The 16952-nt window shown below is 69.5% G+C and carries 17 protein-coding genes; 9 read left to right on the top strand and 8 right to left on the bottom strand.

From position 1 onward, the window contains the following. Positions 1–9 precede the first annotated feature (9 nt). Together MFF21_RS10790 and MFF21_RS10785 are read right to left on the bottom strand one after the other, a co-directional pair. A complete protein-coding gene (locus MFF21_RS10790; RefSeq protein ID WP_238311146.1) occupies positions 10–1230 on the bottom strand; it encodes an LL-diaminopimelate aminotransferase in 1221 nt (406 codons plus the stop codon). Between the two features lie 135 nt (positions 1231–1365). Next, positions 1366–1794: a hypothetical protein gene (locus MFF21_RS10785; protein WP_238311145.1), complete on the bottom strand. Its 429-nt coding sequence runs from the start codon at positions 1792–1794 to the stop codon at positions 1366–1368. A 136-nt stretch (positions 1795–1930) separates the two neighbouring features. Between MFF21_RS10785 and MFF21_RS10780 the strand changes: the two genes are divergently transcribed. After that, positions 1931–3739: a PHA/PHB synthase family protein gene (locus MFF21_RS10780; RefSeq protein ID WP_238311144.1), complete on the top strand. Its 1809-nt coding sequence runs from the start codon at positions 1931–1933 to the stop codon at positions 3737–3739. Positions 3740–3795: 56 nt separating this feature from the next. Here the strand turns inward: MFF21_RS10780 and MFF21_RS10775 are convergent, their stop codons facing one another. After that, positions 3796–5136 carry an OmpP1/FadL family transporter gene (locus tag MFF21_RS10775; RefSeq protein WP_373324990.1) on the bottom strand — a complete coding sequence of 447 codons (1341 nt, stop codon included), beginning with the start codon at positions 5134–5136 and terminating at the stop codon, positions 3796–3798. 436 nt (positions 5137–5572) lie between these two features. On the opposite strand from MFF21_RS10775, the gene MFF21_RS10770 reads away from it, so the two are divergent. From MFF21_RS10770 to MFF21_RS10760, 4 genes are all read left to right on the top strand, one after another. Next, a complete protein-coding gene (locus MFF21_RS10770; protein ID WP_238311143.1) occupies positions 5573–6457 on the top strand; it encodes a fumarylacetoacetate hydrolase family protein in 885 nt (294 codons plus the stop codon). 172 nt (positions 6458–6629) lie between these two features. After that, positions 6630–7700, top strand: coding sequence for a methyl-accepting chemotaxis protein (locus MFF21_RS10765; RefSeq protein WP_283206525.1), 1071 nt, complete (start codon positions 6630–6632; stop codon positions 7698–7700). A gap of 137 nt (positions 7701–7837) precedes the next feature. Further along, positions 7838–7972 (top strand): hypothetical protein, encoded by a 135-nt coding sequence (locus tag MFF21_RS23975; RefSeq protein ID WP_283206524.1) that lies wholly within the window; start codon positions 7838–7840, stop codon positions 7970–7972. A gap of 269 nt (positions 7973–8241) precedes the next feature. Next, complete coding sequence (locus MFF21_RS10760) at positions 8242–8601, top strand: hypothetical protein (protein WP_238311142.1); 360 nt, start codon at positions 8242–8244, stop codon at positions 8599–8601. Positions 8602–8607: 6 nt separating this feature from the next. Here the strand turns inward: MFF21_RS10760 and fabI are convergent, their stop codons facing one another. The 3 genes from fabI to fabA all read right to left on the bottom strand — a co-directional run bounded on the left by fabI (position 8608) and on the right by fabA (position 11774). Continuing rightward, the gene (gene fabI / locus MFF21_RS10755) at positions 8608–9438 is read right to left on the bottom strand and encodes an enoyl-ACP reductase FabI (protein ID WP_238311141.1); all 831 of its coding nucleotides are present in this window, start codon (positions 9436–9438) and stop codon (positions 8608–8610) included. Between the two features lie 412 nt (positions 9439–9850). Then, entirely contained in the window at positions 9851–11077 is a 1227-nt protein-coding gene (gene fabB, locus MFF21_RS10750) for a beta-ketoacyl-ACP synthase I (protein ID WP_238311140.1), read from the bottom strand. Positions 11078–11213: 136 nt separating this feature from the next. Then, on the bottom strand, positions 11214–11774 hold the full coding sequence (gene fabA, locus MFF21_RS10745) for a 3-hydroxyacyl-[acyl-carrier-protein] dehydratase FabA (RefSeq protein WP_373324984.1): 561 nt from the start codon (positions 11772–11774) through the stop codon (positions 11214–11216). Positions 11775–12010: 236 nt separating this feature from the next. Between fabA and irr the strand changes: the two genes are divergently transcribed. After that, positions 12011–12517 (top strand): Fur family transcriptional regulator Irr, encoded by a 507-nt coding sequence (gene irr, locus MFF21_RS10740; RefSeq protein WP_238311139.1) that lies wholly within the window; start codon positions 12011–12013, stop codon positions 12515–12517. 93 nt (positions 12518–12610) lie between these two features. Here irr and MFF21_RS10735 read toward each other — a convergent pair whose 3' ends face one another. Then, positions 12611–13207, bottom strand: a complete 597-nt coding sequence (locus tag MFF21_RS10735; RefSeq protein ID WP_238311138.1) for an SH3 domain-containing protein — start codon at positions 13205–13207, stop codon at positions 12611–12613. Positions 13208–13469: 262 nt separating this feature from the next. On the opposite strand from MFF21_RS10735, the gene MFF21_RS10730 reads away from it, so the two are divergent. Beyond that, positions 13470–14474, top strand: a complete 1005-nt coding sequence (locus MFF21_RS10730; RefSeq protein WP_238311137.1) for a 2-hydroxyacid dehydrogenase — start codon at positions 13470–13472, stop codon at positions 14472–14474. Between the two features lie 13 nt (positions 14475–14487). Here the strand turns inward: MFF21_RS10730 and MFF21_RS10725 are convergent, their stop codons facing one another. Then, positions 14488–14931, bottom strand: coding sequence for a DUF488 domain-containing protein (locus tag MFF21_RS10725; protein WP_238311253.1), 444 nt, complete (start codon positions 14929–14931; stop codon positions 14488–14490). Positions 14932–15130: 199 nt separating this feature from the next. On the opposite strand from MFF21_RS10725, the gene MFF21_RS10720 reads away from it, so the two are divergent. Then, the gene (locus MFF21_RS10720) at positions 15131–15973 is read left to right on the top strand and encodes a glycoside hydrolase family 25 protein (RefSeq protein WP_238311136.1); all 843 of its coding nucleotides are present in this window, start codon (positions 15131–15133) and stop codon (positions 15971–15973) included. Between the two features lie 151 nt (positions 15974–16124). Further along, positions 16125–16937 (top strand): Crp/Fnr family transcriptional regulator, encoded by an 813-nt coding sequence (locus tag MFF21_RS10715; protein WP_238311252.1) that lies wholly within the window; start codon positions 16125–16127, stop codon positions 16935–16937. Positions 16938–16952: the final 15 nt, after the last annotated feature.

The raw sequence follows: 16952 nt of genomic DNA, 5'->3' as shown, positions 1-16952 counted from the left end.
GGAGGCCCCTCACACCGCCTTCTGCATCGGCACCACGTTGTGGAGCGTGCGGTCGGAATTGTCGAAGAAGCGGCGGATGTTGCGCGCGGCCTGGCGGATGCGCTGCTCGTTCTCGACCAGCGCGATGCGCACGTACTCGTCGCCGTGCTCGCCGAAGCCGATGCCCGGCGCCACCGCCACGTCCGACTTCTCCAGGAGCAGCTTCGAGAATTCGAGGCTGCCGAGCGGCCGGTACTTCTCGGGAATCGGCACCCAGGCGAACATCGAGGCCTGGGGCACCGGCAGGGACCAGCCGGCCTTGCCGAAGGACTCGATCAGCGCGTCGCGGCGCTTCTTGTAGGTCGCCCGCATCTCCTTGATGCAGTCGTCCGGCCCGTTCAGCGCGGCGGTGGCCGCCACCTGGATCGGCGTGAAGGCGCCGTAATCGAGATAGGACTTCACCCGGGTCAGCGCCGCGAGCAGACGCTCGTTGCCGACCGCGAAGCCCATGCGCCAGCCCGCCATCGAGAAGGTCTTGGAAAGGGAGGTGAACTCCACCGTGACGTCGATGGCGCCCGGCACCTGCAGCACGGAGGGGGGCGGGGTGTCGTCGTCGAAATAGACCTCGGCATAGGCGAGGTCGGAGAGCAGGATCAGCTCGTGCTTCTTCGCGAAGGCGACGAGGTCCTTGTAGAAGTCGAGGCTCGCCACGTAGGCGGTCGGGTTCGAGGGGTAGCACACGACCAGGGCGACGGGCTTCGGGATCGAGTGGACCACCGCCTTCTCCAGGGCCGGGAACATGGCCGGGGTCGGCTCGGCCGGCACGGAGCGGATCACGCCGCCGGCCATCAGGAAGCCGAAGGCGTGGATCGGGTAGCTCGGATTGGGCACCAGCACGACGTCGCCCGGGGCGGTGATCGCCTGCGCCATGTTGGCGAAGCCTTCCTTCGAGCCCAGCGTCGCCACGACCTGGGTGTCGGGGTTCAGGCTCACGCCGAAGCGGCGCTGGTAGTAGCCGGCCTGGGCGCGGCGCAGGCCGGCAATGCCCTTGGAGGCGGAGTAGCGGTCGGTCCGCGGCTTCCCGGCGGTCTCGACCAGCTTCTCGATGACGTGCCGGGGCGCGTCGAGATCGGGGTTGCCCATGCCGAGATCGATGATGTCGGCGCCCTGCGCTCGGGCAGCGGCCTTGATCCGGTTCACCTGCTCGAAGACGTAGGGCGGGAGGCGCTTGATGCGGTGGAAATCGGTCATGACAGGTCCATCGGCGCGGAGGTTCCGGCAGGGCGCTGTTGGGCCGGAACGCGGCGAAGCGGCTCGTTTACCACCGACGCGCGCCCGCGCCGATCTTTTTGTGACGCCCCCGTGAAGCCGCGGGAGCGGCGAAGGCTACGGGTTGGGCGGGGCCGAGGGGGCGGACAGATCCTTCCCGGCCGACTTGCCCGCGCCCTCCGCGGCCTTTCCGCGGGCCTCGTTGCGGCTGCGGGCGCCTTCCAGCTCCGCGGCGAGGGCCTTCTGGCCCTCGGACGAGCGGGCGCGGATGGCGCGCTTCGGGGCGTCCTCGCCCACGGGCATGTAGCCGACGCCCTCGCGGCGGGAATTGGCCACGAAATCGGGGGCCTGCATCTCCTTCGGGCCGTGGCCGGCGCCGACGAAGGCGGCCTTCATCGGGTTCACGTCGCTGGAGCAGGCGCAGAGCCCCGCGGCGATCGGCAGCAGGGCCGCGGCGGTGGCGAGCCTACGCCCGATCCTGCGGGCCTGCGCCGACGGGGATGCGCCTTCGGCGGAGCGCGCTGCGAGGTGCCACAGGAGTGTCATCGGCTTTGGCTTGAAAACCTAAATCGCGGGCCGGCACTGGCAAGGAAAGCGGTTGGCGCGTTAATTTGTCGGAAACGAGGCCCGCCGTCTCCGCTGACGCGGCCCGAGCAGAGCCTCCAGGGAGGAGAGCGCGCGCGTGGCGACCGAGAGAAGCGTACCCGGCGTACCGGACCTTGAGGCGATCTCGCGCAACGCCGGTCAGCTCGCGGAGGAATTCGGCAAGATCGCCGCCGCCTCGATGCGGCCCTTCGAGGCGAAGGACGGGGCGTTTCCCGCGGCGCCCGAGGGCACCGACGAGATCAACGAGATGACCCGCACCCTGACCCGGGTGGCGGAAGCCTGGATGAGCGATCCGGAGAAGGCGCTGACGGCGCAGCGCAGGCTCAGCGAGGCCTTCATGGCCCTGTGGGGCGCGACCTGGACGCGGATGCAGGGGCAGGCGGCGGCGCCCGTGGCGGAGCCGGAGCCCAAGGACAAGCGCTTCGCCCACGAGGAATGGTCGAGCAACCCGGTCTTCGATTTCGTCAAGCAGAGCTATCTCATCACCGCCCGCTGGGCGGAGACCCTGGTGCGCGAGGCGGAGGGGCTCGACCCCCATACCCGCCACAAGGCGGAGTTCTACCTGCGCCAGATCCTCGGGGCGATGTCGCCCTCCAACTACGTGATGACCAACCCCGAACTGCTGCGCCACACCCTGCAGGAGAACGGGGCCAATCTCGTGCGCGGCATGAAGATGCTCGCCGAGGATATCGAGGCCGGCGGCGGCCAGCTGCGGGTGCGCCAGACCGACCTCTCCGCCTTCAAGTTCGGCGAGGACGTCGCCGTCACCCCCGGCGAGGTCGTGTTCCGCAACGATCTGATGGAGCTGATCCAGTACGCGCCCAAGACCGAGACGGTGCTCAAGCGACCGTTCCTGATCGTGCCGCCCTGGATCAACAAGTTCTACATCCTCGACCTCAACCCGGCCAAAAGCCTGATCGGCTGGATGGTCAGCCAGGGCCTCACGGTGTTCGTGATCTCCTGGGTCAACCCGGACGAGCGCCACCGCGACAAGGACTTCGAGTCCTACATGCGCGAGGGCATCGAGACCGCGATCGACATGATCGGCGTCGCCACCGGCGAGACCGAGGTGTCCGCGGCGGGCTACTGCGTCGGCGGCACCCTGCTCGCCGTGACGCTGGCCTATCAGGCCGCCACCGGCAACCGGCGCATCAAGAGCGTGACCTTCCTCACCACGCAGGTCGACTTCACCCATGCCGGCGATCTCAAGGTCTTCGCCGACGAGGAGCAGATCCGGGTGATCGAGGCGCGGATGGCCGAGCGCGGCTATCTCGAGGGCGCGCGCATGGCCAACGCCTTCAACATGCTCAGGCCCAACGACCTGATCTGGTCCTACGTGGTCAACAACTACGTGAAGGGGAAGGCGCCCCTGCCCTTCGACCTGCTCTACTGGAACGCCGACGCCACGCGCATGCCGGCGGCCAACCATTCCTTCTACCTGCGCAACTGCTATCTCAACAACACGCTCGCCAAGGGCGAGATGGTGCTCGGCAACGTGCGCCTCGACCTGAAGAAGGTGAAGGTGCCGGTCTTCAACCTCGCCACCCGCGAGGACCACATCGCCCCCGCCGTCTCGGTCTTCGAGGGCTCCAAGAAGTTCGGCGGCAAGGTCGATTACGTGCTGGCGGGCTCCGGCCACATCGCGGGCGTCGTCAACCCGCCGGGCAAGAAGGCCAAATACGGCTTCCGCACCGGCGGCCCGACAAAGGGTCAGTTCGAGGACTGGCTCACGGCCGCCACCGAGCACGAGGGCTCCTGGTGGCCCTACTGGTTCAAGTGGCTGGAGGAGCAGGCGCCGGAGCGGGTTCCCGCCCGCATCCCCGGCGAGGGGGGCCTGCCCTCCCTCGGCCCGGCGCCGGGCACCTATGTCCGCATGAAGGCCTGAAGGCCCCGCGCCGCGAACGGGGCCGCCCGCGGCGGCCCCGGACATGAGGAGCGCCGTCAGTACTTGCGCACGAGCGGCGCCGGGATGGCGGCGGGGGGCGGCGCGAAGACGTAGCGGAAGCCGACCGAGACGACGTCCGCGCTCGAATCGACCGTGCCGGCGAAGGCGATGCTGGCGCCCAGCACGTTCCGCGTGTCGTAGTCGCGTCCCAGCCCGGCCAGGATGCTGCTCTTGTCCAGGAAGAAGTGCGAATAGGCCGCGTTGAGCGTGAGCTGGTCGCTCCAGCGGTAGCTCGCGCCGATCGAGGCGATGTAGCGGTCGTTGTCGGGCAGGCGCACCGAGCGGTTGCTGAAGTCGATCGGCGATTCCTCGTAGGCGAAGCCCGCCCGCAGGGTGAGGGCCGGCGACCAGTCGTATTCGGCGCCGATCGAGTAGGTGAACCCGTCCTTGTAGTTGAGCGGCAGGAAGTTCACCGGCACGCCGAGGGTCTTCGAGACGATGCCGATCGTGCCGAGCCTCGACCAGTTGTCCCACTCGAAGCCGAGGCTGACCCGGGTGACCGGGTTGATCGCCTGGGTCAGGCCCACGCTGAGCTTGTCCGGGGTGTTGAGGTTCGCCTTGACCTGGCCCGCCGCCCGGGCGAGCGCGAGCAGCGGCACGCCGATCGAGCCCTCGAGGTCGTGATGCACCGAGGAGCGGTAGCCGATGCCGAGCACGGTGCCGTCCCAGGGCGTGATCGTCGCGCCCGCGGTGAAGCCGACGCCCCAGGAATCTCCCTTCAGGAAGGCGCTCGGGAGGGCGGCCGCCGGCAGCAGCGGCGTCAGCGGCACGGCCTGCCGCAGGGTCAGGCGGAAATACTCGATGTTCGGGCCGGCGGCGACGGAGAGCCAGTCATTGACCTTGAAGCCGATCACCGGGTTGAAGGCGAGGGAGAAGATCCGCGAGGACCGCCCGTAGACCTCGCCGGCCCAGACGTCCCGGGGCTTCGTCACGAGGCCGAAGGGGGCCCCGGTCTGCAGGCCGATCCAGACCCGGTCGCTCAGCTGGTAGGAGGTCGCCCCCGCCGGCACCACCGCGCCCTGGCCGATATCGCCCGAGCCGCCGAGGGGCAGGAAGCCGGGATTGGTGCCGGCCGTGGGCTGGATCTCGGACGAGAGATTGATGAAGGTCAGGTTCTGCTCGCTGACCCAGCCCGGCCGCATGGTGATCACGGCCGGGTTCCAGAACATCGAGGAGACGCCGCCCGAGCCCGAGGCCGCGCCGGCGAAGGACAGGCCCTGGGCCTGCGTGCTCTGCTCACGGATGCCGAAGGCGCCGGCCTGGGCCTGGGTCGTCACGCCCGCCGCGAGCCCTGCGAGGCACAGGGCCGAGACCCCCGAGAGCGCGTGTGCGCGAATCCTGCCGATCTTCCCCACGTCCTGACCCCTTCTCAGACCTATTGTTCGACGGTGCTGGATTCCTCTCGGCTGCGTCGCCCGGGCTGGCACCTTGGCGCAACGGTGGCGCATTTGCGGGTACTTATCAATGCCTATGTTTCTTAAGGGTTTATCAGTAAATTGACGTGTCTCGACTGATTCTCTGCTTGCGAAAACCTGCGCGCGCTGTTGTCGCAGAGATCCGCCGCAAATGGTTCACATCTGAACCTTATGCGCTATCCTGCATTGACGATCGGCGTTGAGCGGGCGTTTCGGCGCTTTGATTCCGGTCTGTGTCATTTGCGTCACGTCCGCGGGCGGCCACCATTCCCGCGCCGGCGCCCGCGTCGACCCTTGCACCGGCTCCATGACGGCGCCATGGTCGCGCCCCCGCAAGGCAGGACCGGACGCAGACCCGATGAAGCTCATCCGCCACGGAAATCCCGGTGAGGAGAAACCCGGCCTCGTCGATCGCCACGGCGGCCTGCGCGACCTGTCGGGGCTCCTGCGCGACGTCGCCGGGCCGGCCCTGTCCCGCGAGAGCCTCGACCGCCTGCGCAGGATCGACCCCGAGACCCTCCCCCCGCTCCCGGCCGCGACCCGGCTCGGCCCTTGCGTCGGCGGCACCCGCAACTTCGTCGCGATCGGCCTGAACTATTCCGACCACGCTGCCGAGATCGGCGCGCAGATTCCGGCCGAGCCGATCGTGTTCAACAAGGCGCCCTCCTGCATGGCCGGGGCGAACGACACGGTCATCCTGCCCAAGGGCTCGGCCAAGACCGACTGGGAGGTGGAGCTCGCGGTGGTGATCGGCCGGCGCGCCTCCTATGTCCACGCCAACGAGGCGCTGGACTACGTGGCCGGCGCCTGCATCTGCAACGATCTCTCCGAGCGCGAATTCCAGATGGAGCGTGGCGGCACCTGGACGAAGGGCAAGGGCTGCCCGACCTTCGGCCCCCTCGGCCCCTGGCTCGTCACCCTGGACGAGATCCCCGATCTCAAGGGCCTGTCGCTCAGCCTCGACATCAACGGGCAGCGCATGCAGACCGGCTCCACCGCGACGATGATCTTCGACGTGCCGCAGATCGTCGCCTACGTCTCGCATTTCATGATGCTGGAGCCCGGCGACGTCATCACCACCGGCACCCCGCCGGGCGTCGGCGTCGGCATGAAGCCGCAGCGCTTCCTGAAGAGCGGCGACGAGATGGTGCTGCGCATCGACGGTCTCGGCGAGCAGCGCCAGAGCGTCGTCGCCTTCGACGACTGGACGGCCAAGGTCGCGGCGGGCGAGCCGACGCACTGAGGGGCCTCGTCACTTCGTGGTGAAATTGATCGTGCCGGCAAAAATAATATCGTAGATTGTGTATTTGCAGTTCTGGAGTTGTGCCGACCGGCCTCTTTCCTTCTGGGAATGAAAATTAACCGAGTTTTATTGATCACAATTGATGATCCGCGTGTCTCCATGCGGATCTCCCATGCATCCTGCTCCGACCCAAGAGCCCAAGACTGGTTCTCCGCCGACGCTCGCGGCGATCGCGGCGCTCGCGGCGGAGTTACGCCACGTGGCGCAGGACAAGACCGGGCGGATCCGGCAGATCACCGGCCAGGCCCGTATCCTCGCCCTCAACGCGCTGATCGAGGCCGGCCGGGCCGGCGAGCATGGGCGCGGCTTCTCCGTGGTCGCCCAGGAGGTTCGGGCGATCGGGACGGAGATCGAAGGGCTGGCCCGTGAGCTGGAGACGCATCTGTCCGGCAAGATCGTCGAGGTGCAGGAGGCCGTCCGCGCGATGGCCGGCTGCGCGCAGGAAGAGCGCCTCATCGACCTCGCCCTGAATGCCGTCGAGCTGATCGACCGCAATCTGTATGAGCGGACCTGCGATGTGCGCTGGTGGGCGACGGACGCCGCCATCGTGGATTGCGCGGCCCAGCCCTCGCCGGAGGCCGCCGCCTACGCGGCCGAGCGGCTCGGCGTCATCCTCTCGGCCTATACGGTCTATCTCGATCTGTGGCTGTGCGACCGATCCGGCCGCATCCTCGCGACGGGCCGCTCCAGCCGCTATCCGGGCCTGACCGGCCGAAGCGTCGCCGGCGAGCGCTGGTTCGAGGAGGCCCTCGCCCTGAGCAGCGGCGACGATTATGGCTGCGCCGATGTCCGCCGCGAAGCCCTGCTCGAGAACGCGCAGGTGGCGACCTATACGGCGGCGGTGCGGGGGCGCGGGCAGCGGAACGGGCCGCCCTGCGGCCTGCTCGCCATCCATTTCGACTGGGAGCCCCAGGCCCGCGCCATCGTCGAGGGGGTGCGGGTGGCCCCCGAGGATCGGGCCCGCACGCGCGTTCTGCTCGTCGATGCCCAGCGGCGCATCCTCGCCGCCTCCGGCGGCGGGGCCGCCCTCGGCGCGACGGTGGCGGCCGATCCCGAGGGGCGCAAGAGTGGGACCGCGCGCGATCCGCGCACCGGCACGCTCACCGCCTTCCACCGCACGCCCGGCTACGAGACCTACGAGGGGCTCGGCTGGTACGGGATGATCGAACAGCGGCCCGCTTGAGGCCCTTTCCTGCCGGGCGGCGCGTCCGGTGCCTGCCGCATCGGGGCCGGCGTGGGCGCGGCTGCGTCGGTATTGCACCCAAACCTTCGCGGCCTGCGGCGGTTTTCTCCTCACGAGCCGCGTGAGGAGAAGAAAGCATGTCCGCTCAGGATCCCCGGCACCATGCCGGGCAGCGCATCGATACCGTCGATCAGCTCTCGAGCCTCGTTCTGCTCGGATTGTCCCTTGCCGGCGCGGTCCTCGTCGTGGGGCTCGACCTGCTCCTGATCTGAGGCGGTCCCGGGCGGTTCCGCAAGTTTCCCGTGAGGGCAAGGGGTCGGGCGGGGCGGCCGGAGGAAATCCCCGGAAAGTTTTCGAGCCGCCGGGCAAGTGCGGACCGCTCCGCGAACCGGGTTCTGCTTGGTCCCGCCAGAACATCCGCGGTGCAGAATACAGATGGCGCGCGGCGAACGCCGCGTCAATTAAACACAGGTTGATTTGCGGGCGATAAATTTCGGCAATATCTCTCTCCGATCCATCTCGACTTGGGCGGAGGTACGCGATGAGGGCGGAGGGGGAAGGGCAGGCCGATCGGCTGTCGGAAGTGTCCCGGCTCGCCGGGGCGCTGGCCGATCAGATCCTGCGGGAAAGCATGACGGGCGAGCCATCGGAGGCGAAGGTGACGGCTTTGGGCAAGGCCGCGCTGCTGCTCGACGATTTCAGCCAGCCGATTCCCGATCTCGTCGCCGACGTGCTGATGCGCGTCCATGGCGGCGGGGAGAACGGGGCGGAGGCCCTGTCCGAGCCGGAGGATCTGGAGACGGAGGGGGCGTCGGCCGAGGGCATGGCCGGGGCGCCGAGCGTCAGGCCCGGCCTGTTCCCGCGGCTCCTGCGTTCCCTGCGGCCGCCCCAGCGCGGCTGATAAGGCTCAGTCGTCGCCGACGACGCCGGCCTCGTCCTGGGCCTGCAGCACGGCGGGCCGCGGCATCGAGATGATGTTGAAGCCGGAATCCACGAAGTGGACCTCTCCGGTCACGCCGCTCGACAGGTCGGAGAGCAGGTAGAGCGCCGAGCCGCCGACATCCTCCAGCGTCACCGTGCGGCGCAGGGGGGCATGGGCCTTCTGGTGATTGTACATCAGCCGGGCATCGGCGATGCCGGCGCCGGCCAGGGTGCGCATCGGGCCGGCCGAGAGGGCGTTGACCCGGATCCCGTCCGGGCCGAGATCGGAGGCGAGGTAGCGCACCGAGGCCTCCAGCGCCGCCTTGGCCACGCCCATCACGTTGTAGTTCGGCATGACCCGGGTCGAGCCGCCATAGGTCAGGGTCAGCAGCGAGCCCCCCCGCGGCATGCGCTGGGCCGCCCGCTGGGCCAGCTCCGTGAAGGAGAAGCAGGAGATCGTCATGGTCCGCGAAAAATTCTCGCGAGTGGTGACGTCGACGTAGCGGCCCTTGAGCTGCGCCTTGTCCGAGAAGCCGATGGCGTGGACGAGGAAGTCGATCCCCTCGGGGAAGCGCTCGTCCAGGGCGGCGAAGGTGGCGTCGACGGAGGCGAGATTCTCGACGTCGCAGGGCAGCACCACGTCCGAGCCCAGGGAGGCGGCGAGCGGCGTGACGCGCCGGCCGAGCGCGTCCCCCTGATAGGTGAAGGCGAGGCTCGCGCCCTGGGCGTGCAGCGCCTTGGCGATGCCCCAGGCGATCGAATGATCGTTGGCGACCCCCATGATGAGGCCGCGCTTGCCCGCCATCAAACCCGTCATACGCTGTCCCGAACGCTCGTTCCGGGCGGCGCCCGGTCAGTTCCCCGACGAGGCTTAACGCGCCGGTTGCATGCCTGTCCACGCATCCGGACCGCGATCGGGCACGAAAAAGCCCCGCCGGGGCGGGGCCGGGACAGGAGCGGGGGACGCGTGCGGCTCGGCCTCAGAAATAGCCGCGGGTGCCGGAGCGGGCGTCGTCGATCAGGGTCTGCTTGACGCGCACGGCCAAGGTGCCGAGGCCGAGCGTGCAAGCAACCAGGAAGACCGCGAGACAGATCAACATGGATGCATCATACCTCCGGTCGTATGAACGCCGGCTGTCTGCACCGGTTCCTTGGGCACCCCCAAGACGAGCCCGGGCCTAACCTTGGCTGTACGTCTCGCAGCTGCGAGAGGGCCGCCTCCGGGCGCCTCAGGCGTCGATGTGCTTGAGCACGAGCGTGGCGTTGGTGCCGCCGAACCCGAACGAGTTCGACATCACATGACCGAGGGAGACGCCGTCGCGGCGCTCGCGCAGGATCGGCATGTCGGCGAAGGCCGGGTCGAGCTCGTCGATATGGGCGCTCTCGCAGATGAAGCCGTTGTTCATCATCAGGAGCGCGTAGATCGCCTCCTGCACGCCGGTGGCGCCCAGGGAATGCCCGGTGAGGGACTTCGTCGCCGAGATCGGCGGGCAGGCCTCGCCGCGGCCGAACACCGCGCGGATCGCCTCGATCTCCTTGTCGTCGCCGACCGGCGTCGAGGTCGCGTGCGGGTTGATGTAGTCGATCTTCACGCCCTTCAGGTCTTCCAGGGCCTGGCGCATGCAGCGCACCGCGCCCTCGCCGGAGGGGGCGACCATGTCGTGGCCGTCCGAGGTGGCGCCGTAGCCGGCGATCTCGCCGTAGATCTTCGCGCCGCGGGCCTTGGCATGCTCGTATTCCTCGAGCACCACCACCCCCGCCCCGCCGGCGATCACGAAACCGTCACGGTTGGCGTCGTAGGCGCGGGAGGCACGCGCGGGCGTGTCGTTGTACTTCGAGGACATCGCGCCCATGGCGTCGAACAGCACCGACAGGGTCCAGTCGAGGTCCTCGCAGCCGCCGGCGAAGATCACGTCCTGCCGTCCGCCGCGGATGATCTCGGCGGCGTTGCCGATGCAGTGGTTCGAGGTCGCGCAGGCCGAGGAGATCGAATAGTTCACGCCGCGGATCTTGAACCAGGTCGCGAGCGTGGCCGAGGCCGTGGAGCTCATCGCCTTCGGCACGGCGAAGGGGCCGACGCGCTTGGGGCCCTTCTCCTGGGCGATGGCGGCCGATTCGACGATGGTGCGGGTCGAGGGCCCGCCGGAGCCCATGATGATGCCCGTGCGGTCGTTGGAGACGTCGCCGGCCTCCAGCCCCGCGTCGCGGATCGCCTGCTCCATGGCGACGTGGTTCCAGGCGGTGCCGCCGCCGTGGAAGCGCATCGCCCGGCGGTCGACCACGCTCTCCGCGTCGAGCTGGGGGGCGCCCTCCACCTGGCTGCGGAAGCCGCGCGCGGCGTAGGATTCGGCCCGCACGATCCCCGAGCGCGCCTCGCGCAGGGAGGCGAGCACTTCCTGGGTGTTGTTGCCGATGGACGAGACGATGCCCATCCCGGTGATGACGACACGCCGCATGATGCTCGAAGGAATCTCCGTCGCCGCGCCAGACGCGCCGCACGGCGTCACCTAAGATGATGTGCGCATAATCTCAACCACGCAAAGCCCGATCCGTGCCCGATTGGCACGCGTTCGACCGCTGCGGGGACGGATTTTACGACTGGAACAGGCCGACGCGCAGGTCCTTGGCCTCGTAGATCCGGCGGCCATCCGCCTCGAGCCAGCCATCGGCGATGCCGAGCACGAGCTTGCCCTGGCGCACCCGCCGGATGTCGATGCCGTAGACGACCTTCTTGACGGTGGGCAGCACCTGGTCGGTGAACTTGACCTCGCCGACGCCGAGGGCCCGGCCGCGGCCGGGGCTGCCGAGCCAGCCGAGATGGAAGCCGACGAGCTGCCAGAGGGCGTCGAGGCCGAGGCAGCCGGGCATCACGGGGTCGCCCTGGAAGTGGCAGGGGAAGAACCAGAGGTCGGGCCGGATGTCGAACTCGGCGAGCACATGGCCCTTGCCGTAGGCGCCCCCCTCGGTGCCGATCGAGGTGATGCGGTCGAACATCAGCATCGGCGGCAGCGGAAGCTGGGCGTTGCCGGCCCCGAACATCTCGCCGCGGCCGCAGGCCAGCAGCTCCTCGTAGGTGAAGCTCGACGGCCGCGGCGCAGGGCCGCCCTGCTCCGGCTGCGCGGGGGTCTCGGATTCGGAAGACACAGGAGCCATGTGAGCGGTTCGGTTCCCTTCGGCTGGTTTCTTGTCCGGGGAGGCGGAGGATGGGCCGGCGCCGATGCCGGGTCCGAGGCGGCGCCTCGTTAGCACAGTGCCCCCCTGCCTGATAGCCGTCCCGGCGGAGGGCCGGGCGGCGCAGGTTCGAGGCTCTGTCGGGTTGTCGTCGTTGCCGCAGGCACGTATACTATTGCGCCAGATGTCAAGTGAAGAGTGAGAAAGCCGTCCCGCCGATGTCCGACCTGTCGCCACTTCAGGCCGTCCTGAACGCCCGCCCGGCCAATGCCGCCGAGGCCGGCGCGGCTGCGCGCCGCGGTTGCCCGCTCTCCGACCTTCGGGACCGCCTGCGCCGCGCCGGCCTGCGCCCGACGCGGCAGCGCCTGTCCCTCGGCTGGCTGCTCTTCGGCCGTGGCGACCGCCACCTGACCGCGGAAATGCTCTACGACGAGGCCATGCGCGCCAAGGTGCCGGTCTCGCTCGCCACCGTCTACAACACCCTGCACCAGTTCACCGAGGCCGGCCTGCTGCGCCAGCTCGCCCTCGACGGGTCGAAGGCCTATTTCGACACCAACCCGAGCGAGCACCACCACTTCTTCCTCGAGGAGGAGGGCGAGGTGATGGACATGCCGGAATGCGGCATCTCCGTCGATTCGCTGCCCGAGGCGCCCGAGGGCATGGAGATCGCCGGCGTCGAGGTGATCGTGCGCCTGCGCCGCCGGGCGGCTTCGGGCCGCGCCTGACGCGTCACCCGCTTCATCGGCATCTGCGAGACATGCGAAAGGCCCGGGATGTCCCGGGCCTTTTCGTTTGCGCCCGCCGCTCGCGCGGTGCGCCTATTCGACCCGCTCGTTCGGGTAGACGCCCCAGAGCCGGTCCTGGCGGATGTAGCCGTCGACGTCGCCGCGCTTCTGCGGAAGGGACACGACCAGCCGGCACCAGGTGCCGGTGCAGCTCTTCACGCTGCCGATCACGCCGGGCTCGAGGCGCGCCTCCTCCCCCGCGGTCTCGTCCGCGCGGGAGCGCAGCGTCACGGTGGCGGCCTTGTCGCCCCCGGTCTTGTCGCCTCCGGCTCTGGCGATCACCACGGCGGTCCGCCGCCCCGAGAGCAGGGAATGCAGCACCCAGCCCTCGGTGCCCTCCGAATCCCGGATGCGCCGCCAGGTCTCGAATTCGGCGATGATCTCCACCGGCAGGCCGGCCCGCTGGAACACCCAGAGGGTGCGGTGGTCCTTGGACGGGCCCTCCCGCAGGTTCACCCGGTCGGTCTTGAGGCTGGCATAGCGCGGCAGCGGCAGCTTGGTGACGGGGCCGAGGCCCGCCTCCGGCGTCGCCGGCGCCGCCAGGGCGGGGAGCGCCGGCAGCGTTCCGGCCAGCCCCGGAAGGGCCGCGAGAAGCAGGGACAGGGCGCGCGCCCGGGCCGTCCGTCGCATCGTCCGTCGCATCGTCGGTCTCCTGCCCGGGATCCTGTCGCAGGCGGCGTTCGGGGCGCGGAAGGGCGCCGGACCGGCCGCCCGCATTGTCTTCGCCCGTCGCTCTGGTAGAGAGGCCGGAAGACGCGGGCAGCCCGCCGGCTCTCCCCACCCGATGCCGCATTCCGCCCCATCTGGCCGGGACGTGGTTAAGGGAGCGTAAGCCGGGCCGGAGCCGCCGGCGAGGTCAGTCGGGTGCCGCGCGTGGTGCCGGGAGGGGGTCATGTCGTCGTTCAAGCGCAAGCCGCTGGTCGTGGTGACGCGGCGCCTGCCGGACGCGGTCGAGACGCGCATGCGCGAGCTCTTCGACACGCGCCTCAACCATGACGATGCGCCGATGTCGGCCGAGGCGCTCGCCGTCGCCCTGCGCGAGGCGGACGTGCTGGTGCCCACCGTGACCGACGAGATCGATTCCGCCCTGCTCGCCCAGGCCGGTCCGAACCTGCGGCTCATCGCGAATTTCGGCAACGGCGTCGATCACATCGACGTGGCCGTGGCCCTGGAGCGGGGCATCACCGTCACCAACACCCCCGGCGTGCTGACCGAGGACACCGCCGACATGACCATGGCGCTGATCCTCGCCGTGGCCCGGCGGGTGGCGGAGGGGGCGCGCATCATCCCCGACGACGACTGGACCACCGGCTGGTCGCCGACCTGGATGCTCGGGCGCCGCATCACCGGCAAGCGCCTCGGCATCGTCGGCATGGGCCGGATCGGCCAGGCCCTCGCCCGCCGCGCCAGGGCCTTCGGCCTGTCGATCCACTATCACAACCGCCGCCGCGTGCCCGCGAGCATCGAGGAGGAGACGGGGGCGACCTACTGGGAATCCCTCGACCAGATGCTCGCCCGGGTCGACATCGTCTCGGTCAACTGCCCGCACACGCCGGCGACCTATCACCTGCTCTCCGCCCGCCGCCTCAAGCTCCTGAAGCCCGAGGCCGTGGTGGTGAACACCGCCCGCGGCGAGGTGATCGACGAGAACGCCCTGGCGCGCCTGATCGAGGCCGGCGAGATCGGCGGGGCGGGCCTCGACGTGTTCGAGCAGGAGCCGGCAGTGAGCCCGCGCCTCGTGCGCCTCGCCCGCAACGGCAAGGTGGTGCTGCTGCCGCATATGGGCTCGGCCACCCACGAGAGCCGCGTCGACATGGGCGAGAAGGTCATCATCAACATCAAGACCTTCATGGACGGCCACCGGCCGCCGGACCGCATCCTGCCCAGCATGCTCTGAGCCTGGGCGGGGCTCACCCGAACAGGTCGACCGTGGCGAAGCCGCGCGCCGCCAGGCGCTCGGCCAGCACCCGCCGGTGGCAGCGCTCGGGATCGCGCTCGAAGCAGAGCAGGCAGACCGGCGCCCTGCCCGCGAGTTCGGCCAGGGCGTCGAGGGCGAGCCCCCCGTCGGCGGTGTCGAGCACCTCCTCGCAATAGATCCTCCGCATCAGCCCGGCATCGTGGGCGCGGGCGGCCTCGCGGCCGGCCTTCGGCGTGCCCAGCGCCCGCAGATGCGCGTAGCCGAGGCCCGCCTCCTCCAGCCCGGCCTTCAGGGCGCCCTTCGAGAATCCGCGCTTGCGGGAATTGGCCACCGCCCGCACGTCGGCGAGCGTTGCCACCCCCGCCTCCTTGAGCGCCGCGTGCAGGCGCTCCGGATCGAGGCCCTCGTATCCTATGGTGAACAGAGTCTTCATGATGTGACGGCGATCCGAAAACGCGGGCTCTTCTTGAGGCTTGCGGGCCACGCCCCCTGAGGATTGTCGTGGGAAGGTCCTCGCGATGTGCCTCCCCTACAACGGCTACCGGAAATTCGCCGCAATGGCGTCAAACCTCTCTTAACCGCGCCCAGGGCAACCAATAGCCATGCATTGGCGCGAAGACGGTTGCGGGGCCTCGATGTCGCTGGAGATCGCGAAGACGGTTCTGGCCTGCGTGCCGCGCCTCAAGCGGCTGGCCGCCGCCCTCGCCCTGTCGAGCCTGGCCGCCTGCGCCGCCGACACGAGCTTCTACCCCACAAAGGGCGACGCCAAGCCCCATCCCGGTGTGGCCCGGGCCAAGCGCCACCCGATCCAGGGCATCGACATCTCCAAGTGGCAGGGCCCGATCGACTGGGCCTCGGTCCGGGGCGCGGGCACCCAGTTCGCCTTCATCAAGGCGACCGAGGGCGGCGACCACGTGGACGAGCGCTTCCGCGAGAACTGGGAGGGGGCCGGCCGGGCCGGCGTGCCCCGCGGCGCCTACCATTTCGTGTTCTGGTGCCGCTCCGCCAAGGAGCAGATGGACTGGTTCAAGCGGAACGTGCCCAACGACCCGACCGCCCTGCCCCCGGTGCTGGACGTGGAGTGGAACGGCCATTCCGTCGCCTGCCCGAAGCGGCTGCCCAAGGCCCAGGCGCTGGGCATGATCCAGTACATGCTCGACGAGATGGAGCGCTACACCGGCAAGCGCCCGATCATCTACACCGACATCACCTTCCACCGGGACGTGCTGGAAGGCGAGCTGCCCGATTACCCGCACTGGGTGCGCTCCACCGCGGCGGAGCCCGAGCAGCGCTTCGCCAACCGCCAGTGGATGCTCTGGCAGTTCACCTCGACCGGCCGCGTGCCGGGCGTGCGCGGGGACGTGGACCGGAACGCCTTCTACGGCACCCAGGCCGAATGGGCCTCGTTCCTGGCGACCGATTGCGATCCGCGGGAGCATCGCCGCCTGTCGAGCCGCGGCCTCTGTACGGAGAAATGACGGGCCCGGCCTTGCGGTGCAAGTGGACCCGATATTAGGAACAAATTGAACGAATGGTCGATTGATCTGTCTACTAGTGGACAGACGATCGAAGGTGTTTGCGCTACGAGCACCTGATACGAAGCGTGAACAAAGCGTCATCATGTCGACCATGTCGGCGGCTCGCGAGCCCCTGTTCGAAGGAAACCTCCTCCTCAAGGCTTTGAGCCCGGACGACAGGGCGCTCCTCGCCCCCTATCTGGAGCGGTGGGAGCACCAGCGCGGCGAGGTGATCTTCTCCGCCGGCAGCGAGGTCGGCTTCGTCACCTTCCCCTGCGAATTCACGGTGATCACCCTCGTCATCGAGATGGCGGACGGGCGCAGCGCCCAGACCGCGACCGTCGGCCGCGAGGGCGCGGTCGGCGGCGTCGTCAGCAACGGGGGCCTGCCGGCTTCCGCCAACGCGGTCGTGCAGATCCCGGGGCCGGCCCTGCGCATCGACGTGCGCCGCCTGCAGGAGGCCAAGCGCCGCTCGGAGACCCTGCGCAACCTGTTCACCCGCTATTCGGACTGCCTGCTTGCCCAGGTGCTGCAGGCGGTGGCCTGCAACGCCCTCCACCCGATCGAGCAGCGCTGCATGCGCTGGCTGATGACCCTTCAGGACCGGCTCGACACGCCCGTCCTGCCGGTGACGCAGGAGGTGCTGGCCGCCATGCTCGGCGTGCAGCGGACCTACCTGACCCGGATCCTGCGCTCGCTGCAGGACCAGGGCCTGATCGCCATCGGCCGCGGCCGCATCACGATCCTGAACCGCACCGAGGTCGAGGCCGCCGCCTGCGAGTGCCACGCCAGCGTCAAGCGGCACTTTGAAACCGTGCTCGGCGCAGTGTGCAGCCGCAGCGGCCGCTTCATCGCGATCGATCCCGACCCCGTGCAGGGCAAGGGCGGCAACGGTGCGACCGCGCCGGACGCCCCGATCGCCTGAGGGGCCGGTCTCCGC

This window comes from Methylobacterium organophilum (genome assembly GCF_022179465.1).
Classification (GTDB): Bacteria; Pseudomonadota; Alphaproteobacteria; order Rhizobiales; family Beijerinckiaceae; genus Methylobacterium; species Methylobacterium organophilum.
This window is presented reverse-complemented; position numbering and strand designations above follow the sequence as displayed.